Genomic DNA, 22,676 nt, shown 5'->3' on the forward strand with positions numbered 1-22,676 from the left:
CTGGGTCAGTCCCGCAGTGGCGCGAAGGCGAACTCGCCGAGGCCCGCCCGTGGATCCACCTGGGCGCGGAAGCCGAGCAACTCGGCGGCGCGTGCCGGGTCGGCGACGATGTGGCGGACGTCGCCGTGCCGGTACTGGCCGGTGACCACGGGGGCCGGGGCGTCCCGGGCCTCGCTGAGCCGGGTGGCCACGTCCAGGATCGACACCGGGCGGCCCGAGCAGACGTTGACCGCGGTGAAACCACCGAGATCGGCTTCGATGGCCGCCACGTTGGCCGCGGCCACGTCGTCGACGTGCACGAAGTCGCGCATCTGGCCGCCGTCCTCGTACACCTTCGGCGCCTGCCCGGATTGCAGCTGCGAGCGGAAGATCGCCGCGACCCCCGAGTAGGGGGTGTCCCGGGGCATCCCCGGGCCGTACACGTTGTGATAGCGCAGCGCGACCACCGATCCGCCGACCGAATCGTTGAACGCGACGGCGTAATGCTCCTGCGCGGTCTTGCTGGCCGCGTACAGGCTGCGGGGTCGCAGGGGCGCGTCCTCGCCGACCAACCGCCACCGCAAGGGTTCACCGCCGACCGGGCAGCGGTGCTCGAACACGCCGCTGTCGAGGTCCTCGCGCGTCCGCGGCAACGGTTCGACCGGTCCGTGTACGGGGCAGTCGTACCCGCCCTGCCCGTACACCACCATCGAGGAGGCCAATACCAGCCGCGAGATGCCCGCGGCGAACATCGCGGCCAGCAGCACCGTCGTGCCGTAGTCGTTGTGGCTGCCGTAGGCCGGTGCGTCCGCGGCGTTGACGCCGGCGCCGACGACGGCGGCCTGATGGCAGACCACGTCGACACCCGTGAGCGCCTCGCCCACCGCGGCGGCGTCGCGGATGTCGAGCAGCCGGCACTGCGGCGGCGGCTGGGCACCGTCACGATGAGCGGCCCCCAGCATGGCGTCGACGGCCACCACCTCGTGTCCGGCCTGTGCCAGCCGCGCCCAGATCCGGGCGCCGATGAAACCGGCCGCACCGGTGAGCAACACCCTCACGGGAGGTCGAACGGCAGGGTGACGCCCTCATGTGCCAGGCAATGCGTGCAGGTGCGCTCGGGTGTCACCCCGGCGATGGCCTCGTGCACGAGTTGCTTGAAGCCTGCGATGTTGCGTTCGAACTCGGCGAAGACGTCCACCGCCCGCACCCCGGCACCGGCCTCGATGCCTGCATCCAAATCGGTTACCAAAGCGATTGCGGCATAACACATTTCCAGTTCTCTGGCGAGCACCGCCTCCGGATAGCCGGTCATGTTGACCAGGGTGAAGCCCTGGCCCGCGAACCACTGGCTCTCGGCGCGGGTCGAGAACCGGGGCCCCTGGATCACGACCATCGTGCCGCCGTCGGACACCGCGGGCAGACCTGCGGCCGCGGCTCGCAGTGTCGGACAGTACGGATCGGCGAACCCGACGTGGATCCCGCCGGAATCGAAGTAGGTGTCCGACCGCCCGCTGGTGCGGTCCACCAGCTGATCGGGGACCACGATGGCGCCCGGTCCCAGCGCCGGGCTCAGGCTGCCCACCGCACACGGCGCGAAGATGCGTCGCACCCCGAGCGCGCGCAGCGCCCACATGTTCGCCCGGTAGGGCACATTGTGCGGGGAGTACTCGTGGTTGAGCCCGTGCCGCGGCAGGAACGCCACCTCGTGGCCCGCGACGTTCCCCACGGTGAGGGCGGCACTCGGCGCTCCGTATGGGGTGTCCAGGCTGATCGTGCGGGCGTCCGGACCGAAGAACGTGTAGAAACCACTACCGCCGATGACACCGAGCATCAGGCGTCGGGCTGCTCGTCCAGTTCGGCGCGTTCGGCGGCCTGACGGGCCGCGTCGCGGATCGCAAAGGCGTCGGTGGCCAGCCCGCCGATCGCATTGGCCACATCCTTGACCGCTGTGGTGATGATGGTCGCGACCTCGCCCACCGTCGATGCCACGGTCTCCACACCCTCCTGCAGGGCGTCCTTGGCGATTTCACTCTTGCTGAGTCGGTCAGTCATTGGATCAGTCTCACGCCGGCCCGGCGATGTGACAAGGTGTGCCGAGTCACCCCTGCTCAGGCGGGGCGCTCGCCCCCTCGCCGGACTCGCTGCCCGGCGTGCAACGATGGCGCACGTGGCCAGCTTTGCGCAATGGATCGAGGGAGCCCGTCCCCGCACGCTCCCGAACGCGGTGGCGCCGGTGATCGCCGGCACCGGCGCGGCGGCCTGGCTCGGGCAGGCCGTGTGGTGGAAGGCACTGCTCGCGCTGGTGGTCGCGCTGGCCCTGATCGTCGGGGTGAACTACGCCAACGATTACTCCGACGGGATCCGCGGCACCGATGACGTGCGCAGCGGACCGCTGCGGCTGGTCGGCTCCAAGGTGGCCTCCCCCCGTGCGGTGCTGGCCGCGGCGGTGGCGAGCCTACTGCTGGGAGCCGGTGCGGGACTGGCGCTGGCGCTGGTCAGTCAGCCCTGGCTGATCGCCGTCGGCGCCGCCTGCATCGCCGGGGCCTGGCTCTACACCGGCGGGTCCAAACCGTACGGCTACCGCGGACTCGGAGAGGTCGCGGTGTTCGTGTTCTTCGGGCTGGTCGCGGTGCTGGGCACGCAGTACACCCAGGCGCTGCGGGTGGACTGGGTGGGTCTGGCGATGGCGGTCGCGATGGGCTCACTGTCCTCGGCGGTGTTGGTGGCCAACAACTTGCGCGATATCCCCACCGACACCGACTCCGGCAAGATCACCCTGGCGGTACGGCTGGGCGATGCGCGCACCCGCATCCTCTATGTCGTGCTGCTGGTGGTGGCCTTCGCGCTGACGCTGGTGCTCATGGCGGCCACCCCGTGGACCGCGGTCGGGCTGGTGGCGCTGCCGCTGGCGGTGCGCGCGGCGGCCCCGGTGCGCCGCGGGCTCGGTGGGCGCGAGCTCATTCCGGTGCTGCGCGACACCGGGTTGACCATGCTGGTGTGGGCCGTCGCGGTCGCGCTGGCGTTGACGTTGGGATGAGGCGCGCTCAGCCGGTGCGCCCCGCGGTGGCGACATCGTCGCCGAACCACTTCTCCTTGATCAGGTTGTAGGTACCGTCCTCGCGCATCTGGAACAGCATCTGGTTGACCGGCTTACGCAGCGGGCTGTCGATGGGAAAGACGAACCCCTGATCCTCTTCCTGGAACACCGGGCCGGCCATCACGGCGACACCTTCTCCGCGGTGCGCGACGTAATACCGCAGCACCGGCGCATCGAAGACGACGGCGTCGTACCCGTCGTTGCGCATCAGGTCATAGGAGTCCTCGACGGTGCCGGTCTCGGTCGCGTCGATGCCCATGCTGCGCAGAAAACTCGCCGCGGTGGTGCCCGCCACGGTGGCCACGGACTTGCCGTACAGATCGGCCGGGCCGGTGACCTTGGCCGCGAGTTTGGTCACCGTCAGGGTGGCGCTGAGGTTGGCCGAATAGAACGAGACGAACACGATCCCGGCGAATCCCCACAGAATCGCCAGCGCCTTGGTGAGGGCTCTGGTCGCCCCGGTGGTCTGTCGCCCCACCAGCGAACCGACACCCCAACCGAAGGCCTGCAGGATGCCGGGCCAATACGAGCTCGACACCACCGGCGTTGCACCGGATTTCGCCCGGCGGCGCTCGATCAGCCAGAAGATGTGTGCCGGCACGATGCTCACCACGAGTGCCGCGCTGAGCCAGATCAGCATCGTCCGCGACAGCAACAGCTCCAGGTACCCGCCCAGGCCGGGCACCGAGGGCCGGGTGTCCTCGACCGGGACGATGATCTGCAGGCCGGCGTCCAGTGTCGGCTGCGAGAAATCGAAGAACTGCTCGCGCTCGGAGGTCAGCGAGACGGCGCCGAGGGCAACGTCGGCGCGGCCGTCGTTCACCGCCCCCAGCTGCCCGGCCACATCGGCGGTGTCGACGAATTCGGTACTCCAGTCGAGACGTTTGGCGATCTCGTTCCACAGGTCGATGCTGAAGCCGGTGAGCTCACCGTGGCTGGTGCGCATCACGAACGGTTCGATGGTGTGCACCGCCACGGTCACCGGCGCGGGATCGGCCGCAGGCGCCGGGGCAGGTTCGGAGTTCGGGTCCGCGGCGGCGATCGCGGCGAACGCGAACGGGGTACACAGCACCGCCAGCAACACCGCAAGACATCGTCGAACACTCAGCGCAGACGACGCGGCAATCGACGACACAACCGACTGGAGTCTGCGGAGCACTGGCCGGGCAGGGTCGATACCCACAGCCCCGGTCCGCACGTCTGCCACCCTACGACAGTCACCCGCCGGCGGGTCGGTCACCCACTGTCAGCTAACCGTCCTCACCGCGTAGCCGCGCCTGCAAGGTCTCCTTGTCCAGGCGGCGGCGCTCGTCGAATGCGGCGATGCTGGCGGTGGCCCGTCGGCGCAGCGGCGCGAAAATCCAGATCCCCAACGGCAAAGCCAGCACGAGGGCGAACAACACCGCCACCACCACCGGGAACTCGCGCAGTCCGACCAGATGCCCGGCACCGACGATCACACCGGTGAGGACGGCCGCCAACGCCAGCCGCGCGAGCATATAAGCACCGACATCACGCACCATCCGGGGACCCGGCCGAGATTCAGACACGGCCCGAGCCTACCGAGGGGACGCGTATATTCAGAGTAAGGAGGTTATTCGCTTGCAGTACTTACTCCTGGCTCTGATCGTGGCCGGGCTCGTATACGCGACATACCGATTGCTGCGCGCATCGGCGGCTCGCCCGCGGCCGCGCGTCATCGGACCGGATGACGATCCCGACTTCCTGCGCCGACTCCGCGACGGCGACAACCCGCGCAGCACATAGTCAACTCGCGCTGGGGAACCCCGCGGCGACCACCGCTGCCAGGCGCAGCAACGCGTCCCGGGTCGACGGCTTCAGACGCTCCAGGCTGATCTCGGCGCCCTCCTCCAGGTGCGGGTCGAAGGGCACCTGCAGCACCGCGCGACACCGTCGGGAGAAGTGGTCGACCACCTTGTGCAGGTCGACCTTGCCCGAGCGCGGCCGCACCGCATTGACCACCGCGACGGCGTTGCGCACCAGATCCTGGTGGCCGTGGGCATCCAGCCAGTCCAGCGTCGCCGATGCCGAGCGGGCACCGTCCACCGAACCCGAACTGACGACGATCAGCACATCGGCCTTCGACAACACCGCCGCCATCGCCGAGTGCAGCATCCCGGTGCCGCAATCGGTCAGCACCAGGCTGTAGTAGCGCTCCAGCAGCTCGACCGTCCGCGCGTAGTCCTGTGAGCTGTACGCCTCGGAGACCGCCGGATCGGATTCCGACGCCAGCACCTCCAGCCGGCTGGGCCCCTGCGAGGTGTAGCGACGGACATCGCTGTAGCTGGCGATCCCCTCGGCATCGCGCAGCAGATGCCGCACGGTCGCCGGAGTCTCCAGGGGCACCTTCTGGCTCAGGGTCCCGCGGTCGGGGTTGGCATCGACGGCGATCACCCGGTCACCCCGGTTGGAGGCGAAGGTGGCACCCAACGTGGCGGTGACCGTGGTCTTGCCGACACCGCCCTTGAGCGACAGCACCGCGATGCGGTAGCAGCCCCGCAGCGGCCTGCCGACCTCCTCGAGCAGGCTCATCTGGTTGGTGACCTTGGGGCTCTCCCCCACGTTGAGCGTCTTGAACGACGCCAGATACACCCAGCGGCGCCAACCACCCGAGGGTGCCTGCTTGGGCCGGCCGAGCAGCGCGACCGTGGACAGATCGAGATACGGGGCCGGGAGCGGGACCGGGCTGGTCTGCGGCGGCACCACGTCCTGCACCACCGGGAACCCGCGCGGCGGCGTCGGCGCCGTCCACTCCGGCGGCACCTCTTGAGCGGGGTCGACGAAGCGCTGCTGGTCCCGAAAGCTCGACACGGCTCAGACTCCCGCGTACGAATGCAGTCCGACCGTCACCAGGTTGATGAAGAACAGGTTGAAGATCATCGCGATGAAGCCGACCACGTTGATCCAGGCGGCCTTCTTGTCCCGCCAGCCCGCCGTCGAGCGGGCGTGCAGGTAGGCGGCGTACACCACCCACGCGATGAACGAGACGGTCTCCTTGGGATCCCAGCCCCAATACCGGCCCCACGCCTCCTCGGCCCAGATGGCGCCGAAGATGACACCGAAACCGAACACCGGGAAGGCGAAGATGGTGGTCCGGTAGGCGATCCGGTCGAGCAGCTGCGCGTCCGGCAGGCGCGCCAACATCCGCCCGAAACCGTTGTCCCGCTGGGCAAGCGGGGACATCTTCAGCAGGAACAGCACGCTGGCCACCCCGCCGACCAGGAAGACACCCGAGCCCAGGCTGACCACCGAGACGTGGATCGGCAACCAGTAGGACTGCAGCGCAGGCATCACCGGCGCGGCATGGGTGTAGAGCCACTTGCCCGACACCGTCAGCAGGACCAGCACCGGCGGCAGCACGAACACCCACAGCCCGCGGTATTGCGGGCGGCGCAACACCACAGCCGCGGCGACCAGCCCGGAGAAGCAGGTCAGGTTGATGAACTCGTACATGTTGCCCCACGGCACCCGCGAGGTGGCCACCCCGCGCAGCACGATGCACGCCGCGAGCAGGGCGATGCCGACGTAGGTCAGGGCCACCCCGGCACGCCCGATGCGTTCGTCGACGGTGCGGGTGTCGGCGGTGGTCACGATGCCGGGGGTGGCGCTGTCGGCCCCCACCCCGACGAGCTCGCGCGCCTCGACCTTGCGGCCGCGCGAATATGCCAGCTCGACGGCCAGCAGCAGCAGCGCGAGCACCAGCACCACCACCGACGAGGTGAAGGCCCAGTCCGAATACCTGGCCAGCTCGATATCGATATCGGTGCTGTTCACGAGTGTCTACCTCCGTCGGTGAGCAGCCGGTCGGTCAACCGCTCGAACTCGTCGCCCCACCCGGAGTTGTCGGTGCGGGCCAATCCCCCGAGCTCGACGCTCACGGTACCCGCCGGCGCAGGGGTCATCCGAACCCAGATGCGGCGGCGACGCACCACCAGCGACACCACCAGGCCGGCCATCATGGTCAGCGAGAAGACCAGCACCCAGATCTGGGCGGGGTCGTGGGACACCTGCAGGTTGATGAACGGGACGGCGCCGTCGAAACGGATGGTGGTCCCGTCCTCGAGCCGTTTCTCCTCGCCGACGCCCAGGTTGACCCGGGCTTCCTTGTTGAGCCTGCCCTGCCCGATCAACCGGGGGTCGAGATCGAAGATGGATTGCGGGCGGCCGGTGTCCAGGCCCGCATCGCCGCGGTAGATGTCGACGGCCACGGCGGGCTTGTTCAGCGCCGGGAAGCTGGAGGACAGCAGGGTGCCCTCCAGAAACTCGGTCGGCGCGAACAGACCCTGGATCGCGATCTGCTGGCGGCGGCGTTCATCGGGATCGGGGTAGGTACCCGCCGGCGGGTCCACTCGGATCACCCCGGAGGACAGCAGGGTCAGCGGGTCGTCAGGACGCCACTGCACCGTGCTGGTCCGGGTCTGGCCGTCGGGGAAGATGACCGTGAACGTCGGCGCGTACCCGTGGCCCTGCAGGTAGACTCGGTCCCCACCGACACGCAGCGGGTGGTTGACCTCGAGCCGGTAGTCGTTCCAGGAGTTGCGCTCCAGGTCGGCGCCGGCCTGGTACTCGATGTTCGCGGCGAACGTGACGGCCTGCCCGCTCGGCAGGTAGTCGGCGTCGAAATCGTTGACCTTCACGCAGATCGGGTACAGCGAGGTGCCGTCCACGGTGTTGCCGGCGCGGAACGAGTCGAAGGCGGCCGGGGACGCCGAACAGAACCCGGGGCCGCCGTCGGCGATCACGATGACATTGCCCTCGTACCCGAACAGCTTGCCGGCGGCGATCGCCACCAGCAGGCCGAGCAGCGAGAAGTGGAAGACGATATTGCCGAATTCGCGCAGGTAGCCCTTCTCCGCCGATATTTCGGTGACATCGCCGTCGGTACGGATGGTGCGCCGCCAACCCTTGAGCCGCCCGTCGATGGACGCGGCCAGCTCACCCGGTTCGCCCGCCACCTCGGCCTCGTGGTGTTTCGGCAGCCGGGACAGGTTGCGCGGCGCGGGGACCGGCACCGCACGCAGGCTCTTGATGTGTTCGGCCAGGCGCGGGGTGAGGCACCCGACCAGCGAGATGAACAGCAGCATGTAGATGGAGGTGAACCAGAAGCTGGAGAAGACGTCGAAGGCCTGCACGCGGTCCAGCCAGGGACCGAGGGTGGGATGTTCGACGAGGTATTCGTCGACCTTGGCGGCGTTGAGGCTGCGCTGCGGCAACAGCGCGCCGGGGATGGCGGCCAACGCGAGCAGGAACAGCAACACCAACGCGGTGCCCATGGAGGTCAGGGTGCGCCAGGTGTTGCGGATCAGCGCCCACGTTTTGGTGAACACACTCATATCGGCAGCCTCACGTCGGACACGAACGCGTCGCGCACCCAGGCCACGAAATCGCCCCACAGTCCGGTCACCAACGCGATGCCGACCGCGATCATCAGCACCCCGCCGAAGATCTGGATCCCGCGGGTGTGCGCGCGCAGCCAGCCCAGGCCGCGCACCGCCCGGGCGGACCCGAAGGCCAGCAGCACGAACGGCAGACCCAGACCGAGACAGTAGGCGATCACCAGGGTGATCCCGCGGGCCACCGCCGACCCCTCCGTCGCCGAGGACACCGCGATCACCGCGGTCAGGGTCGGGCCCAGGCACGGCGTCCAGCCCAGCGCGAACACCGCGCCCAGCAGCGGCGCGCCACCCAGCGTCGAGAGCTGCCGCGGCGCGAACCGGGCATCACGCTGCAGCAGCGGGACGAAGCCGATGAACACCAACCCCATCGCGATGGTCACCACACCGCCGATGCGTTGCAGCAGTTCCTGATTGGTGATCAACGCCGTCGTCATACCGAGCACCGCGACGCTGCCGAGCACGAACACCGCGGTGAAGCCGGCGACGAACAGGCCGGCCGCGCCGGCCACCCGGAAACGGCTGTCCCCGCCGGAGATCGCGGCCAGATACGACAGATAACCAGGCACCAGCGGCACCACGCACGGCGAGGCGAAGGACACCAGGCCGGCCAGCATGCTCAGCCCGACGGCGAGCAGCAACGGCCCACCGGTGATCAGATCGGTCACTTCGCCATCACTTTTCGGAAGCCAGCCGTTCGACCACCGGCTTGAGGTCGGTGCTGAGCAGTTCACGGAGGAACACCGCCGCCACCCGGTGCTGGCGGTCCAGCACCAGCGTCGACGGGATGACGGTGGTCGGATACTTGCCGCCGAACGCGATCATGGTGCGCATCGACGGGTCATAGATCGACGGGAAGCTGACATTGCGGTCGGTGACGAAATCGACTGCGGCGTCCCGGTTGTTGTCGCGTACGTCGATCCCGAGGAACTGCACACCCAGGTCTCGGGTTTGTTCGTAGACACGCTGCAGTTCGCCGATCTCGGCGCGGCAGGGTCCGCACCACTGCCCCCACACGTTGATCACCACGACCTTGCCGGCGAAATCCGAGAGCGACAGCGTTTTGTCCGGGTCCAGCAGGTCGGGTCCCGACAGTTTCCCCGGGGTGCCCCGGGTATCGGGCGGGTCGTAGAAGATGTCGGTCTTGCCACCGGGCGCGACGAACTCGAACGTGCCCCCCTGGGCGACCGCGTCGTCACCCGTACTGCAGCCCGACACCAGGACCGCCAGCGACATCGCCAGGGCGACAAACCATTTCACTAGATGCCCCAGGGCTCCGTGTAACCCCACCGGATCAGGCAGTCGTCGTCGAAGGTGAACGAGGTGATCGACGCCAGGTTGCACAGCCGGCTGTGCGGCAGCGGCAGGTGCGGAAGCTTGCGCCCGGTCATCGCCCGGCGCAGCGTCTCCACCGGGAGCTGATGGCTGACGCAGACCGCCTCGTGGCCGGCCGCGGTCTCCCTGGCCCGGTGCAGCGCCGCGATCATCCGCGGGGCGATCTCGGCGTAGGGCTCGCCCCACGACGGTTTGGCCGGGTTGCGCAGCCGGGGCCAGTTCCGCGGGTCGCGCAGCGCACCGTCCCCCGGTGCGACGCGTTCACCCTCGAAGTCGTTCCAGGACTCGATCAGATCGGTGTCTGTATCGATGTCCAGCCCGTGCACGGCGGCGATCGGCGCCGCGGTCTGCTGGGCGCGCTCCAACGGCGAAGCCACCACGTAGGTGACATCCCGGGGCGCCAACCAGTCCGCGGCGGCCTGCGCCTGCAGGCGGCCACGGTCGGAGAGGTTATAGCCGGGCAACCGGCCGTAGAGCACCTTCTCCGGGTTGTACACCTCGCCGTGGCGCATCACGTGCACCGTGGTACGTGTGGTCACGGCGTGGCCTCGGCGGCCGCACGCGCCGCATGCGGCAGCGCCGCGGCGATGTGAGAGAAGGCGTCGTCATCCAGAGCTGTTGAGACGAACCAGGTTTCGAAGGCGCTGCAGGGCGGGTAGATACCGGCATCCAGCAGCGCGTGGAAGAACGCGGGGTAGCGCCAGGTCTCGGTGGCCTTGGCCGAGGCGAAGTCGGTGGGCAGGGTGTCGCCGAAGAACACCGTCAGGAAGTTCCCGGCGCGCGAGACCCGGTGCGCCACGGAGGCCCCGGTGAGTGCGTCGGTGATCAGCGCGCCGAGCCGGTCGGCGTTGGCGTCCAGGGCGGCGTAGACGCTGTCGTCGGCGGCACGCAGGGTGGCCAGACCGGCCGCCATGGCGACCGGATTGCCCGACAGCGTGCCCGCCTGATACACCGGGCCGAGCGGCGCAAGCCGCTCCATGACCTCGGCCCGGCCACCGAACGCCGCGGCGGGCAGTCCGCCGCTCATCACCTTGCCGAAGGTGAACAGATCCGCGTCGACGGGATCGAGCCCGTACCAGCCGGACCGGCTGACCCGGAACCCGGTCATCACCTCGTCGATGATCAGCAGGGCCTCGTGCTCGGCGGTGATCCGGCGCAGTGCGGCGTTGTAGCCCGGCAGCGGCGCGACGGTGCCCATGTTGCCGGGGCTGGCCTCGGTGATGACGCAAGCGATGTGCTCGCCGTGCGCGGCGAACACCTCCTCGACGGCGGCGACATCGTTGTACGGCAGCACGATGGTGTCCGCGGCGGCGGCGCCGGTCACCCCGGGCGAGGACGGCAGGCCCAGGGTTGCCACACCGGATCCGGCGTCGGCGAGCAGGGCGTCACTGTGGCCGTGGTAACAGCCGGAGAATTTGACGATCTTGGGGCGCCCGGTGAAACCGCGCGCCAACCGGATCGCGCTCATGGTGGCTTCGGTGCCGGAGTTGACGAACCGGATGCGCTGCACCGGCGCGACCCGGTCGATGATCTCGCGGGCCAGTTCGGTTTCGGCCGGCGTCGGCGCGCCGAACGACAGCCCGTCGGCGGCGACACGCTGTACGGCCTCGACCACGTCGGGGTGGGCATGGCCGAGGATCATCGGGCCCCAGGAGCACACCAGGTCCACGTAGCGGTTGCCGTCGGCATCGGTGAGCCGGTGGCCGTCGGCCTTGGTGATGAACCGCGGGGTTCCGCCGACGGCGCTGAACGCCCGGACCGGCGAGTTCACCCCGCCCGGGATCACCGAGGACGCCTCGGCGAACAATTTCGCGGATGCCGAAACGGAGGAACCGGTACTGCGCATGTCCCCAGTGTCCCAGTCGCGCCGAGCGCGTCAACTACAGGGTGTAGTGGTGCGGAGCGCGTTACGGTCCGGGGAACAGGGCACGGCTCTAGAATCTGCGACATGCTGTTCGCCCGCCAACGTGCCCGGTTCAACCGCAAGTACGTCAACCCGGTGGTCGAGCCGCTGGCCGGATACCTCCCGCTGTGGTCGGCCGTCGACCATGTCGGGCGCAGGTCCGGTAAGGACTACCGCACCCCGGTGACGGCCTTCCCGACCGCCGACGGCGTGGCGGTCCTGCTGCCGTATGGCACCGATACCGACTGGGTACGCAACCTGCAGGCCTCGGGGACCGGGCGGGTGCAGATCGACGGCCGCAGTCTGCTCGTCGAGAATCCCCGCGTGGTACCCCTGGATTCCGCGCTGAGCGTGGTCAAGGGGCCGTGGCGGCACGTATTGAAGTTCGCCCCAATCGAATCCGCGTTGCTGCTCACGCGCTCCAGCTGAGCACCTGACCGCGCGCCGCGGTCATCACGGTGCCGGGCATGACCCGCAGCCGATACGGTGCCAGCCGTAGCACGGCGAACGTCGGCGAGGTGGGCGAGTCCCAGCCCGGGATGATCTTGGGGTCGTAGCCGAGCGGCTCGGGCGCGTCGATGAACTTGTCCCACACCGCGGTTCGGGTCTCATCGTCGAAATACCATTCGACCAGACAGTCGGAGCTGCAAGTGTCGTGGCTGGGGGCCCAATAGTTGACCGAGACATAAGGATGCACGGCGAGGTGCTCGTGCTTGACCGGCGAGGGAACCGTCGCCACCCATCCGAGCAGATCAGTGCCGTCCCACTCCCAGATCGGGTGCAGGATCCGGCTGCGCGGCCGGCTGTCGGCATCCACGGTGGCCACCGAGGCCCACACGATGGAATGAGCCATCTCGACGAAGGCGGGGGCGACCTGCTCCAGTGGGCTCACCCCACCAGCCTATTCTTTCGAGTTCTCGTTGTAGATCGGTTTTCCGTCGTCGTCCAGCCAGTCGGTCACCGCGGTACCCGAGACCGTGCCGTCGCTGCCGGGCAGCACGGAGGTCGGGCGGTTGTCCTCATAGCTGCCGGCCACCTGGTCGGGATCTGGTTTGTCAGTCATGGCTCACGGCTGCCCAAATATGTGAGCCACCAAACAATCAAGCCGGTACCGTGCGCAAGGCCGCAGGCAGGCTGGGCAGGAAGTGCCGGGTCGCGAAGGCACGCACCTCGTCGGCGGTCTGCAGTGGCTGCACGCTGGGCAGCAGCAGCACCATCGCCGCGTATCGCAGGATGGTGTCGGCCAGATCGTTGACGACCGCGGCACCGATCCGTTCGGCGAAGCCGTCCGGGAAGATCACCCGTAGCGCCGCAGCCATCCGCTCGACGGCCGCCCCGTAGTGCCGGTGCAGCATCTCCTGAGCCAGCGCGGGATCGTCGACGATCATCTGGTTGAGCACCCGGTGCCTGCGGAACCGCATGATCGACAGGGTGAACGCCTCGACATAGTAATTCGCCTGCGGCTTGGCGTCTTTCGCCTGGTTCAGCTCCCTGGCGATATCGGTGAACAGCGCCACGTTCTCGCGTTCGATGACCGCGCCGACGAGATCGTCGCGGTTGGCGAAACGCCGGTAGATGGTGGTCCGGCTGACCCCGGCGCGGCGCGCCACATCGTCGAGGGCGACCTTGCGGAAGCCATGGCGCTCCAACTCGACGAGCGCGGCGTCGAGGATGACCTCCCCGGCATCAGCCCCTGGCATAGCCGACTTGGGCGAACTTGCTGTACCGCACCGACATCGGCAGTCGGTCCCAGGCCCAGTTGACCGGGCGCGACCGGCAGAAGGCGGCGAACCGCTGATAGTTGCGTTCCTGGCGCTCGGACCACGGCAGGCCCAACAGGTCGCGGGCCCGCGGTGGCAGCCCGCCGGTGGTGAGGAACGCGGCGACCGGGTCGAACACCTTGGCAACGGCCTTCCAGACCAGCGGGTTGACACCCTTCGGGCACGGAAATCCCTTGGTGACGTAGCCGACTCCGTAGCGGGCGGATTTGTGCGGGACGGCGACCTCGGTGAGCATCCGGTCCCAGTACTGCACGAACTCCGCGTAGGTCGCCGGCTGCGGTCGGTCGCTGACACCGTAGCGGCGGTACCAGGTTTTGGACTCCAGGAAGATCTGTTCCTTCTCGGCCTCGGTGAGGCGCTTGACGAAGGTGTCGGCGAAGTAGATGACCTGTTCGACGAAGGTGGCGTGCGCCCAGTAGTAGGTCTCGGGATCGAGGGCGTGGTAACGCCCGACCGGTGTGCCGTCCGGGCCGGGCAGATCGCCCTTGATGTTGTGGTGGAAGTCGCGGACCTGGGTGCCCGCGTTGTCCTGCTCGGACCCGTAGACCGTCTTGAAGATCGGCGGGATGGTGCGTTTGAGCCGCTCGGCGGTATCGGAGAAGAACGTCGAATGGTCCAGCACGCCCTGGCCGAGTTCGGCGAGCATGTTCTGCAGCACCGCGGGGCGCGGCCCGATGAGGTACATCCGGTTTTCGCCGAAGTACTTCCACACCAGGGAGCCCGGTCCGAGCGGCAGTGCGTCATCGAGGGCTTCGGGTGCGTTCTCCGCCAGTTCGGTCATGCGGAACAGTGTTACAGATTCTGAACTTTGTTCCAATTGGCTGTGGCGAGCGTCATACTCTTCCGGTAGTATCGAACACATGTTCGAAGGATGGGATCGGCCGGGGCTCGCCGGGTTGAGCGATGAGGCGCTCGTCTGCGCGCTGACGGCCGCGACCCAGGATGAGGCCAAAGTGGCTGCCCGGCGGTGGGCGTTGATCGGTGAGGTGATCGCCCGCCAGTGCGATGGCGAGGACGACGATCACGCTCATCAGGTCATTGATGGGTGGGCGTGGGCGCAGGCCGCGGTGGCCGCGGCCTGCAACCTGAATCCGCATGCGGCGTCCAAGCAGATGCGCATCGCCCAAGCACTGCGTGACCGGCTGCCCCGCACCGCCGCCCTGCTCGCCGACGGTGTGGTGTCGGCGACGGTGATCGATGCCATCACCTGGCGCACCCACCTCGTCGAGGACCCCGACGCGCTCGGGTTGATCGACACCGCGATCGCCGCCGAAGCCGGCGAGTACGGGACGCATTCGGAAAAGGCGCTGATCGGCGCGGTGGATCTGTGGGTGGAGAAATTCGACCCCGACGCCGTGGTGCGGTCTCGTCGGGCCGCCAAGGACCTGTATGTGGAGTTCGGCGATAAGGACGACCCGAACGGGGTCGCCTCGTTCTGGGGACGGCTGCGCATCACCGACACGAAGATCCTCGAACAACGCCTCAATGCCCTGGCCGACACCGTCTGCTCCAACGATCCCCGCCGCCGCGGGGAACTGCGCGCCGCGGCGCTGGCGGCGTTGGGTGCGGTCGGCCCGGCGCTGGAACGCCTGGCATGCGAATGCGGGGATCCCGGGTGTGCGGGCAGCGGGAAAGATCCGCGTGCGGGAGCGGTCGCCATCTACGCGCTCACCGACCACTCGCCCGCCGCCGGTGAAGACGCCCCGCGGCAAACCAGGCCCGGTGCTGCGGGCACCCCGGACTCCGAGCCCGCCGCGACCGGGGCTGCGCCAGAGAACCAGGAGCAGACACCGGCCGCAGAGTCCGAACCCGCTGAACCATCCGAGCCTGCCGCGCCGGCTGCCCATACCGAATCGGCTGCCAGCTCCGAGCCCGCTGAGCCTGCGGCCAGCACCGAACCAGCCGCGCCCGTGGCCGGCGCCCCACCCGCGGCGTGCAATCCCAGTCCGGCGGTGATGCTCGACGGGGCCATCATCCCCGCCCACCTGCTCGCCGAACTCGTCGCCGGCGGTGCCAAGGTGCAGCCGCTCGCCGAGATTGCTGCCCTGCCCGCCGAACCCCGATACCGGCCGTCGACCGCGCTAACCGCGTTCGTTCGGATGCGGGCCATGACGTGTAGCTTCCCCGGCTGTAGCCGGGCTGCGCACCGCTGCGACCTCGACCATCTGCTCCCGTGGCCGGCCGGGGCGACGCATCCGGGCAATCTCGGACCGCTCTGCCGCCTGCACCATCTGCTCAAGACCTTCGCCGGCTGGACGCCCACCGCCAAACCCGACGGCACCATCCACTGGACCGCACCCACCGGGCACACCTACAACAAGGCCCCCGGGGCGGCAATCCTGTTCCCACACTGGAACATCCAGACACCCATCCCGCGAAAACGGGCGATCACCCTCATCAACGACACCGACCGCGACACCACCGGGCCCCGTCGAAAAGCCATGCCGGTCCGCACCCGCACCCGCGCACAAGACCGCGCCCAACGCATCAAAGCCGAACGAGCACGCAACGCCACCGCCCGCGCCCTCACCCACAGCGACAGCGACCCACCCTTCTAACGGGAGCGGCGCCATCCCGCGATGCCCAGCACCGCCAGCACACCGGCCGCGGCGAGCAGCACCAGCGCCAGCACCACCAGCGGCGGGTCATAGACCACCGTCGACAGCGAGGGCTGCCCGTCCATGATCGGCGGCACCTGCTCCGGGGACCCCGCGGCAAGCCAGCTCGCCACCGCACCGGCCAGCGCCAGGCCGGCTGCCACGAGTTGGACCAGCACGGTGCGTCTCACGAGGCCGGCTCCCCGACCAACGACTCCAGCGCGGCACGCAGAGTGCGGTGCCTACGTGCCCAGGCCTGCCCGGAGCGGCCGTCGGTGAGTTTCATGCCGATCCCGGTGCGGCCCCTCGGGATGCCGCTGAGCTCACCGAACGCGCGGTAGGACTGCCACTTCTCGGTCTCGTGACGCTTGGGTTCGGGGTAGATCTTCACGATGTCGGCGATGGTGACGAACTCGGTACCTTGGCGCAACGTGGTCGGTGTCAGCTCCACCGACGTGTGGATGCGGGCGGCCTTGATCTGGATCCACAGGAAGCCGCTGACCAGGATGGTGAACGCCGCGGGCACTCCGAATTGGATGCCGGCACCACCGGACAGCTGGATGAACATCATCGCCGCCCCGGCCGCCGGACCTGCGAGCAGCCACCACCAGGTGCCGCCCGGCTCGTGGAACAGCACCTCCTGCTCGGCCGCCTCCCGATCGGTCACTGCACGTCCAGGAACCAGTCGGAGGCGGCCGGGCGCATGAACAGCGTCGCGCCGATGGCCACCGGCACCACCCCGAACAGCGCAAGCGGCGTGACGGAGAACGGCGCCAGCAGGGTCAGCAGGAACACCAGCGCCACCAACACCACCGACAGCCACACCATGGAGCGGCGGTACCGCAGATCCCCGTTGCGAGCGCGGCCGGCCAGGAAGCTCAGCACCACCCCGGTGATCAGCAGCAGTGCGCTGACACCGCCGCGCATGACGACGATGCTGCGTACCTCGCTGTCGGACAGGTCGGCGGAGAAGGCCTCGCGCGGGGTGCCGATGGCACTGCTCAACCCGAGCAGACCACCGGCCAGCAGTAACACCGAACCGGCCAGGACCAGCCAGAACGCAATGTTGACGAGGGCCGGACGCGGCGCGGATGTGGGTTTGGTCATAGCCGGGTCAGCCTAGCGGGTGAGGTAGTCGTGAGCGTCCTTGCGGTGCAGCAACACCACACCCCCGAGGATTGCTACCGAACCGATGATCGTGCACGCGGCGAACCCGAAGGCGGCGGCCTCGGGGCGGTCCACGGTGAACAGGCTGGAGACCGAATACACCACCGCGGTCAGCCCGCCGGCGGTCAGCAGCGTGCGCGCCCAGCGATAGCCCAGCCGCATCAGCACCGCGAAGGTCGCGACAACGGCGACGGTCACCACGAGGAAGAGACCCAAGACGGCATAGACATAGGGCCCGGCCGCCGGCAGCCGCGCGGTGGCCAGATCGATGACGTACCCGATCACCATGAGCGGCAAGGCGGTGATCCACAGCCAGAACCCGGTGTCGACATCTTCGGGGCGGCCGCCGGGAAGCTTCGCGGGGCCTGCGGTCGACGGCTCGGTCACGCCAGCCATCCGGCAGCCTCGGCCGCCCAGTAGGTCAACACGATATCGGCGCCGGCCCGCCGGATGCTGATCAACGATTCCAGCGCCGATGCCCGCAGGTCGATCCAGCCGTTGGCGGCCGCGGCGCTGATCATCGAGTACTCCCCCGAGATCTGGTAGGCGGCCACCGGTACCGGCGAGATGTCTGCGGCCGCTGCCACCACATCGAGATAGCTCATCGCGGGCTTGACCATCACCATGTCCGCGCCCTCGTCGATGTCGAGCTGGATCTCGTGCACGGCCTCACGGGCATTGCCCGGATCCTGTTGATAGGTGCGCCGATCGCCGGACAGGCTGGAGCCCACGGCCTCCCGGAACGGGCCGTAGAACGCCGAGGCGAACTTCGCCGCGTAGGCCAGGATCGCGACATCCTCATGTCCGGCCGCGTCCAGGCCGTCCCGGATGGCTGCCACCTGACCATCCATCATCCCGCTCGGACCGACCACATGTGCGCCCGAATGTGCCTGAGCCACCGCAAGTTTCACATACTGCTCATTGGTCGCATCGTTGTCGACGCGGCCGTGCGCGTCCAGCACGCCGCAGTGCCCGTGATCGGTGAACTCGTCGAGGCAGGTGTCGGCCATCAGAACGGTGGCATCACCCACATCGGCGGCCAGGTCCCGCAGCGCAACATTGAGAATGCCGTCCATGTCCAGACCGGCGCTACCGGCGGCGTCCTTGGATTCCTCGCGGGGCACACCGAACAGCATCAGCCCGCCCACCCCGGCGGCTACCGCGTCGGCGGCGGCTCGGCGCAACGAATCCCGGGTGTGCTGCACGACGCCCGGCATCGAGGTGATGGGCCGCGGCTCGGAAAGCCCGTCCGCGACGAACATCGGCAACACCAGATGCCGTGGCTCCAGCGAGGTCTGCGCGACCAGTCGGCGCATCGCCGGCGTGGAGCGCAGCCTACGGGGACGGATCCGCATCTATTCTTCGCCTCGCATCGCTCGCCCGGGTCTAGCGCCGGCGGCTCTTCTTGCGCGGCGGGGGCAGTGCGCCCTCGGCCCGCAGTCGCGCAGCATGCTCGGCGAGCGCCTCGACCAGCGGCCCGACCGCGGCCGTCTCCGGCTGCACATCGACGCGCAGGCCGAATTCCACGGCCGTTTCCGCCGTCTTGGGACCGATGCACGCGACGATGGTCCGTGCGTGCGGCTTCCCCGCGATACCGACCAGGTTGCGCACCGTGGAGCTCGAGGTGAAGCAGACCGCGTCGAATCCGCCGGTCTTGATCATCTCGCGGGTATGCGCCGGCGGCGGTGCGGCCCGAACGGTGCGGTAGGCGGTGACATCCTCGATTTCCCAACCACGTTCACGCAGGCCCTCGGCCAGCGTCTCGGTCGCGATATCGGCGCGCGGCAGCAGCACGCGGTTCACCGGATCGAAAATCTCGTCATAGGGCGGGAACTCGTCGAGCAGGCCGAGCGAGGACTGCTCACCGGTGGGCACCAGCTCCGGATTGATACCGAAGGCGCGGACCCGGTCGGCGGTTGCCTGACCGACGCAGGCGATCTTCACGCCGGAGAATGCGCGCGCGTCCAAGCCGAACTCGTTGAACTTCTCCCACACCGCACGCACCGCGTTGGTCGAGGTGAACACCACCCACTGGAACCGGCCGTCCACCAAACCCTTTACGGCCCTTTCCATCTGGGCAGGGCTGCGCGGGGGCTCGACGGCGATGGTGGGCACCTCGACGGGCAGTGCGCCGTGGGTGACCAGGCGATCGCTCATCTCGCCGGCCTGATCCTTGGTGCGCGGCACCAGCACGGTCCAGCCGTACAGCGCGCGGCTCTCCCACCAGTTCAGCTTGGCCCGGTTGGCAACGGTCTTGCCGATCGTCACCACCAACGGACCCGCCAGCGGACCGGGGGTACCGCCGGTGGACTCGGCCGCGGTCAGAATGGCCTTGTCCCCCAGGCCGGACAGCGTGGTCTCCACCGAATGCTGCTGGCAGGTGGTGCCGTGCGCGGTGACGACGGCGGGAGTGTTCTCGGCCAGGCCGAACTCCACCAGGGTGCGCGCCGCGTCGGCCAGATGCGAGGCGGTGGCGTGCAGGATCAGCGGCCCGGGTGCGGCGGCCAGCGCGGCCCAGTCCACGTTCGGGTCACGGACATCGGCCACCGTGTGCGAGGACCCCAGCGGCAGGCCGGCATAGGTCGGCACGGCCGTGGTATCCGGCAGCCCGGGCACGATCTCGAAGTTCAGGTGGGTTCGCGCCAGCGTGTTGACCTCGGTGATGACCGCGTCGACCGACAGCGGATCGCCCGCCACCAGCCGAACCACGTCCACACCGTGGCGAGCCTCGGCGGCCAGCGTCTTGGCGACCTCGGCCGGGTCGCCCAGCGCGGGACGCACATCGGCGCCACCGGGCAGCACCGCGGGCGCCTCGCCGCCATCGGAGTCCGACGCGGGAGCGTGCGGTGCGGGCCCGGAGGTGGGCGGCAACTCGGAACCGACCAGCGCCAGCACCGCCTCGGGTACATCGGGGTCGGTGAACACCGTCGCGGCGTTGGCGAGTACCGTCCGCGCACGTGTCGTCAGCAGGCCTGGATCGCCCGGGCCGGAGCCTACGAACGTGATACGGCCGGGCCGGATCTTTCGGCCCCGGCTACCTGCGTGCCCAGTCATCTGTCACTCCCAGCATCTGCCAACACGTCGCGCGCACCCAGTTCGAACAGCTCCGCGGCCACCGAGAGCCCTAGCTCCCGTGCCCGTTCCGGAGTCCCGATACCGGACGCACGGATCACGTCGGATCCGTCCAGCGCCGCCACGCAGGCGCGCAACGACAGCTCTTCGAAGACCCGGCCGTCCTCATCGATGGACTCGACCACCTCAGCGATGGCACCCACCGGCGCGGAACAGCCCGCCTCCAGTTCGGCGAGCAGGACACGTTCGGCGGTGACCGCGGCTCGAGTGTCGGCGTCATCCAACTCCGCCAGCACCGCGACAAGCGCACTGTCCCCGGCGCGACACTCCACTGCCAAAGCCCCCTGAGCCGGTGCCGGCAACATCTGCACCGGTTCGAGCGACTCGGTGACAGCGTCGAGTCGTCCGATGCGTGCAAGACCCGCCCGGGCGACGACGACTCCGTCGAGATCACCGCTACTTACCCTGTTCAACCTGGTGTCTAGGTTGCCTCGTAGGGGGCGAATTTCCAAACCGAGACCCAGTGCTCTAAGCTGCGCGGCCCGTCGCGGGCTCGACGTGCCGATCGTGGACCCGGCCGGCAACTCCCCCAGCACCATGCCGTCACGGGCCACCAGTGCATCCCTGGCGTCCTCACGGGGCGGGATGGCGGCGATGGCGAACCTCGGGTCCGCGGCGGTCGGCAAATCCTTGTAGGAGTGCACGGCCATGTCGACGACGCCGTCGAGCACGGCCTCGCGCAGGGCCGCGGTGAAGACTCCGACACCGATCTCGGCGATGGGTGCGCTGGATTGGTCCCCGGCCGTGGCGATGATGACCAACTCTGCCGGATGGCCGTTGGCGATCAGGGCGTCACGAATCAAACCGGCCTGAGTCGTCGCGAGCAGGCTGCCCCGGGTGCCGATCCGGATCACTCGGGCTTGTCGTTATCTGTTGTGATCAAAGGCAATTCGCCACCGGAGACGGCGTCGACGGCCTGCGGGTCGAGTTCGAAGAGTTCGCGCAGCGCCTCGGCGTAGCTGTCTCCGCCGGGGGCACCGGCCAGCTGCTTCACCCGCACCGTGGGAGCGTGCAGCAGCTTGTCGACGACGCGACGGACCGTGCGGGCCACCTCGTCGCGGTGGGTGGAGTCCAGCCCGGGCAGCCGGTTGTCCAGGCGCAGCAACTCGGCCTCGACCACATCGGCGGCGCGCTGGCGCAGGGCCGTCACGGTCGGCGTCACCTCGGCCATCCGCTGCCCGGTCAGGTAGTTGGCCACCTCGGCGGCCACGATCGCGCGGGCGGCGTCGGCATCGGAGGTGGCCGCGCGGGCGGCGGGCTCACGCTGGATGCGGTCCATATCGATGACGTGCACGCCGGGCAGGCCGGCCACCGCGAGATCGATATCGCGCGGCATGCCCAGGTCGCACATCACCAACGGCCGGTCGCCGTCCCGCGCCGCCAGACCGTGGTGCACATCGGCCAGCGACATCACCGGACGCACCGCACCGGTGCTGCTGACCACCACATCGGCGGTGGCCAGCACCGCCGAAATGTCGTCGAGCAGGTGGGCGTGCGCGTCGACGCCCAGTTCGGTGATGTTCTCGGCAAGCCGGACGGCCCGGGGCAGCGAGCGGTTGACCACCTCGACGCGCTCGACGCCGGCGCGAACCAGGTGCTTGGCGGCCAGCGCGCCCATGGCACCGGCACCGACCACGACCGCGGTCTTACCGACCAGGCCCTGATCGAGGCGCTTCTGCGCCATGTCCAGCGAGACGGACACCACCGACGCGCCCGCGGAATCGATACCGGTCTCGGTGTGCACCCGCTTGCCGACGCTCAGCGCCCGCTGGGCCAGTTCATGCAGGGTGCGTCCGACGGTGTGGTTGGCCTCGGCCGAGGCGTAGGCACGCCGAACCTGGCCGAGCACCTGCTGCTCGCCCATGACCACCGAATCCAGCCCGCTGGTGACGGCGAAGAGATGCTCGACGGCGGCTTCCGCATAACGCACATAGGCGTACTTGGTGAGATCGCCCAGACCCATACCGGAATGCTCGGAAAGCACCTGACCGATGACCGACAGGCCGCCGTGGAAGGCCTCGACCACGGCGTACACCTCGACCCGGTTGCAGGTCGAGAGCACCATGGCCTCGGTGACCAGCGAGGACTGCAGCACCTCGTCGATGATCTTGGCCTGATCGGATTCGTCAGTGCTCAGTTGCTCCAGAACGGACACCGGCGCACTGCGATGCGAAACCCCGAATAGCAGCACGCTCACGGCATCATCACCTTCGACACTTCCCGTCGCTTCGCTCGCCCAGGACGGCTATTTCCGTCGCTCCGATCGCCCCG

Annotated in this window: 28 protein-coding genes; 4 read left to right on the forward strand and 24 right to left on the reverse strand. The window is 68.9% G+C overall.

The window, feature by feature from the left end; translation table 11 throughout:
* Window positions 1-5 precede the first annotated feature (5 nt).
* The 3 genes from A7U43_RS26290 to A7U43_RS26300 are packed head-to-tail and all read right to left on the reverse strand — an operon-like array spanning window position 6 to window position 2,031.
* Window positions 6-1,037 (reverse strand): NAD-dependent epimerase/dehydratase family protein, encoded by a 1,032-nt coding sequence (locus tag A7U43_RS26290; protein WP_068000930.1) that lies wholly within the window; start codon window positions 1,035-1,037, stop codon window positions 6-8.
* The gene (locus A7U43_RS26295) at window positions 1,034-1,813 is read right to left on the reverse strand and encodes an S-methyl-5'-thioadenosine phosphorylase (RefSeq protein WP_197500101.1); all 780 of its coding nucleotides are present in this window, start codon (window positions 1,811-1,813) and stop codon (window positions 1,034-1,036) included. Before A7U43_RS26295 ends, A7U43_RS26290 begins: the two co-directional genes overlap by 4 nt.
* Window positions 1,810-2,031 carry a hypothetical protein gene (locus A7U43_RS26300; protein ID WP_068000937.1) on the reverse strand — a complete coding sequence of 74 codons (222 nt, stop codon included), beginning with the start codon at window positions 2,029-2,031 and terminating at the stop codon, window positions 1,810-1,812. Before A7U43_RS26300 ends, A7U43_RS26295 begins: the two co-directional genes overlap by 4 nt.
* Before the next feature lie 115 nt (window positions 2,032-2,146).
* Between A7U43_RS26300 and A7U43_RS26305 the strand changes: the two genes are divergently transcribed.
* Window positions 2,147-3,016: a 1,4-dihydroxy-2-naphthoate polyprenyltransferase gene (locus tag A7U43_RS26305; RefSeq protein ID WP_068000938.1), complete on the forward strand. Its 870-nt coding sequence runs from the start codon at window positions 2,147-2,149 to the stop codon at window positions 3,014-3,016.
* 7 nt (window positions 3,017-3,023) lie between these two features.
* On the opposite strand, the gene A7U43_RS26310 is transcribed toward A7U43_RS26305, so the two are convergent.
* Together A7U43_RS26310 and A7U43_RS26315 are read right to left on the reverse strand one after the other, a co-directional pair.
* Entirely contained in the window at window positions 3,024-4,160 is a 1,137-nt protein-coding gene (locus A7U43_RS26310) for a transporter substrate-binding domain-containing protein (protein ID WP_068000941.1), read from the reverse strand.
* A 166-nt stretch (window positions 4,161-4,326) separates the two neighbouring features.
* Window positions 4,327-4,599 carry a DUF4229 domain-containing protein gene (locus tag A7U43_RS26315; RefSeq protein WP_197500103.1) on the reverse strand — a complete coding sequence of 91 codons (273 nt, stop codon included), beginning with the start codon at window positions 4,597-4,599 and terminating at the stop codon, window positions 4,327-4,329.
* A 79-nt stretch (window positions 4,600-4,678) separates the two neighbouring features.
* Here A7U43_RS26315 and A7U43_RS30145 point away from each other — a divergent pair, with 79 nt between their 5' ends.
* A complete protein-coding gene (locus A7U43_RS30145) occupies window positions 4,679-4,843 on the forward strand; it encodes a hypothetical protein (protein ID WP_197499921.1) in 165 nt (54 codons plus the stop codon).
* On the opposite strand, the gene A7U43_RS26320 is transcribed toward A7U43_RS30145, so the two are convergent.
* Genes A7U43_RS26320 through hemL form a run of 7 tightly spaced genes read right to left on the reverse strand, consistent with a single transcriptional unit; the run spans window position 4,844 to window position 11,671 of the window.
* The gene (locus A7U43_RS26320; protein ID WP_068000947.1) at window positions 4,844-5,908 is read right to left on the reverse strand and encodes a MinD/ParA family ATP-binding protein; all 1,065 of its coding nucleotides are present in this window, start codon (window positions 5,906-5,908) and stop codon (window positions 4,844-4,846) included.
* A gap of 3 nt (window positions 5,909-5,911) precedes the next feature.
* Window positions 5,912-6,871 carry a c-type cytochrome biogenesis protein CcsB gene (ccsB, locus tag A7U43_RS26325; RefSeq protein WP_068000950.1) on the reverse strand — a complete coding sequence of 320 codons (960 nt, stop codon included), beginning with the start codon at window positions 6,869-6,871 and terminating at the stop codon, window positions 5,912-5,914.
* Window positions 6,868-8,430, reverse strand: a complete 1,563-nt coding sequence (gene resB, locus A7U43_RS26330) for a cytochrome c biogenesis protein ResB (RefSeq protein WP_068000953.1) — start codon at window positions 8,428-8,430, stop codon at window positions 6,868-6,870. Before resB ends, ccsB begins: the two co-directional genes overlap by 4 nt.
* Window positions 8,427-9,107, reverse strand: a complete 681-nt coding sequence (locus tag A7U43_RS26335; RefSeq protein ID WP_156526188.1) for a cytochrome c biogenesis CcdA family protein — start codon at window positions 9,105-9,107, stop codon at window positions 8,427-8,429. The genes resB and A7U43_RS26335 overlap by 4 nt, the downstream gene beginning before the upstream one ends.
* A gap of 58 nt (window positions 9,108-9,165) precedes the next feature.
* A complete protein-coding gene (locus A7U43_RS26340) occupies window positions 9,166-9,726 on the reverse strand; it encodes a TlpA disulfide reductase family protein (RefSeq protein ID WP_068003838.1) in 561 nt (186 codons plus the stop codon).
* A gap of 23 nt (window positions 9,727-9,749) precedes the next feature.
* On the reverse strand, window positions 9,750-10,364 hold the full coding sequence (locus tag A7U43_RS26345) for a histidine phosphatase family protein (protein WP_418287663.1): 615 nt from the start codon (window positions 10,362-10,364) through the stop codon (window positions 9,750-9,752).
* Window positions 10,361-11,671, reverse strand: a complete 1,311-nt coding sequence (hemL, locus tag A7U43_RS26350) for a glutamate-1-semialdehyde 2,1-aminomutase (protein WP_068000959.1) — start codon at window positions 11,669-11,671, stop codon at window positions 10,361-10,363. Before hemL ends, A7U43_RS26345 begins: the two co-directional genes overlap by 4 nt.
* Window positions 11,672-11,773: 102 nt before the next feature.
* Between hemL and A7U43_RS26355 the strand changes: the two genes are divergently transcribed.
* On the forward strand, window positions 11,774-12,157 hold the full coding sequence (locus A7U43_RS26355; protein ID WP_068000961.1) for a nitroreductase family deazaflavin-dependent oxidoreductase: 384 nt from the start codon (window positions 11,774-11,776) through the stop codon (window positions 12,155-12,157).
* On the opposite strand, the gene A7U43_RS26360 is transcribed toward A7U43_RS26355, so the two are convergent.
* Genes A7U43_RS26360 through A7U43_RS26370 form a run of 4 tightly spaced genes read right to left on the reverse strand, consistent with a single transcriptional unit; the run spans window position 12,141 to window position 14,290 of the window.
* Window positions 12,141-12,620, reverse strand: coding sequence for a pyridoxamine 5'-phosphate oxidase family protein (locus A7U43_RS26360; RefSeq protein WP_068000964.1), 480 nt, complete (start codon window positions 12,618-12,620; stop codon window positions 12,141-12,143). The two genes, A7U43_RS26355 and A7U43_RS26360, sit on opposite strands and share 17 nt — an antisense overlap.
* Before the next feature lie 9 nt (window positions 12,621-12,629).
* A complete protein-coding gene (locus tag A7U43_RS30150; protein ID WP_197499922.1) occupies window positions 12,630-12,791 on the reverse strand; it encodes a hypothetical protein in 162 nt (53 codons plus the stop codon).
* 37 nt (window positions 12,792-12,828) lie between these two features.
* On the reverse strand, window positions 12,829-13,428 hold the full coding sequence (locus A7U43_RS26365) for a TetR/AcrR family transcriptional regulator (protein ID WP_068000967.1): 600 nt from the start codon (window positions 13,426-13,428) through the stop codon (window positions 12,829-12,831).
* Window positions 13,415-14,290 (reverse strand): oxygenase MpaB family protein, encoded by an 876-nt coding sequence (locus A7U43_RS26370; protein WP_068000970.1) that lies wholly within the window; start codon window positions 14,288-14,290, stop codon window positions 13,415-13,417. The genes A7U43_RS26365 and A7U43_RS26370 overlap by 14 nt, the downstream gene beginning before the upstream one ends.
* 79 nt (window positions 14,291-14,369) lie before the next feature.
* Between A7U43_RS26370 and A7U43_RS26375 the strand changes: the two genes are divergently transcribed.
* Window positions 14,370-16,067 carry an HNH endonuclease signature motif containing protein gene (locus tag A7U43_RS26375; protein ID WP_068000973.1) on the forward strand — a complete coding sequence of 566 codons (1,698 nt, stop codon included), beginning with the start codon at window positions 14,370-14,372 and terminating at the stop codon, window positions 16,065-16,067.
* Here the strand turns inward: A7U43_RS26375 and A7U43_RS26380 are convergent.
* The 8 genes from A7U43_RS26380 to A7U43_RS26415 are packed head-to-tail and all read right to left on the reverse strand — an operon-like array spanning window position 16,064 to window position 22,602.
* Window positions 16,064-16,297 (reverse strand): hypothetical protein, encoded by a 234-nt coding sequence (locus tag A7U43_RS26380; protein WP_068000976.1) that lies wholly within the window; start codon window positions 16,295-16,297, stop codon window positions 16,064-16,066. The two genes, A7U43_RS26375 and A7U43_RS26380, sit on opposite strands and share 4 nt — an antisense overlap.
* Window positions 16,294-16,773 carry a DUF3093 domain-containing protein gene (locus A7U43_RS26385; protein ID WP_068000978.1) on the reverse strand — a complete coding sequence of 160 codons (480 nt, stop codon included), beginning with the start codon at window positions 16,771-16,773 and terminating at the stop codon, window positions 16,294-16,296. The genes A7U43_RS26380 and A7U43_RS26385 overlap by 4 nt, the downstream gene beginning before the upstream one ends.
* Window positions 16,770-17,213, reverse strand: coding sequence for a hypothetical protein (locus A7U43_RS26390; protein WP_068000982.1), 444 nt, complete (start codon window positions 17,211-17,213; stop codon window positions 16,770-16,772). The genes A7U43_RS26385 and A7U43_RS26390 overlap by 4 nt, the downstream gene beginning before the upstream one ends.
* 12 nt (window positions 17,214-17,225) lie before the next feature.
* Window positions 17,226-17,669, reverse strand: a complete 444-nt coding sequence (locus A7U43_RS26395) for a hypothetical protein (protein ID WP_068000985.1) — start codon at window positions 17,667-17,669, stop codon at window positions 17,226-17,228.
* On the reverse strand, window positions 17,657-18,628 hold the full coding sequence (hemB, locus tag A7U43_RS26400; protein WP_068000987.1) for a porphobilinogen synthase: 972 nt from the start codon (window positions 18,626-18,628) through the stop codon (window positions 17,657-17,659). Before hemB ends, A7U43_RS26395 begins: the two co-directional genes overlap by 13 nt.
* Window positions 18,629-18,659: 31 nt before the next feature.
* Window positions 18,660-20,327 carry a bifunctional uroporphyrinogen-III C-methyltransferase/uroporphyrinogen-III synthase gene (locus tag A7U43_RS26405; protein ID WP_068000991.1) on the reverse strand — a complete coding sequence of 556 codons (1,668 nt, stop codon included), beginning with the start codon at window positions 20,325-20,327 and terminating at the stop codon, window positions 18,660-18,662.
* Window positions 20,324-21,259: a hydroxymethylbilane synthase gene (gene hemC / locus A7U43_RS26410; protein WP_068000993.1), complete on the reverse strand. Its 936-nt coding sequence runs from the start codon at window positions 21,257-21,259 to the stop codon at window positions 20,324-20,326. The genes A7U43_RS26405 and hemC overlap by 4 nt, the downstream gene beginning before the upstream one ends.
* The gene (locus A7U43_RS26415) at window positions 21,256-22,602 is read right to left on the reverse strand and encodes a glutamyl-tRNA reductase (protein WP_068000996.1); all 1,347 of its coding nucleotides are present in this window, start codon (window positions 22,600-22,602) and stop codon (window positions 21,256-21,258) included. Before A7U43_RS26415 ends, hemC begins: the two co-directional genes overlap by 4 nt.
* Window positions 22,603-22,676 lie beyond the last annotated feature (74 nt).

The organism is Mycobacterium adipatum, assembly GCF_001644575.1.
In the GTDB taxonomy this organism is placed as follows: Bacteria; Actinomycetota; Actinomycetes; order Mycobacteriales; family Mycobacteriaceae; genus Mycobacterium; species Mycobacterium adipatum.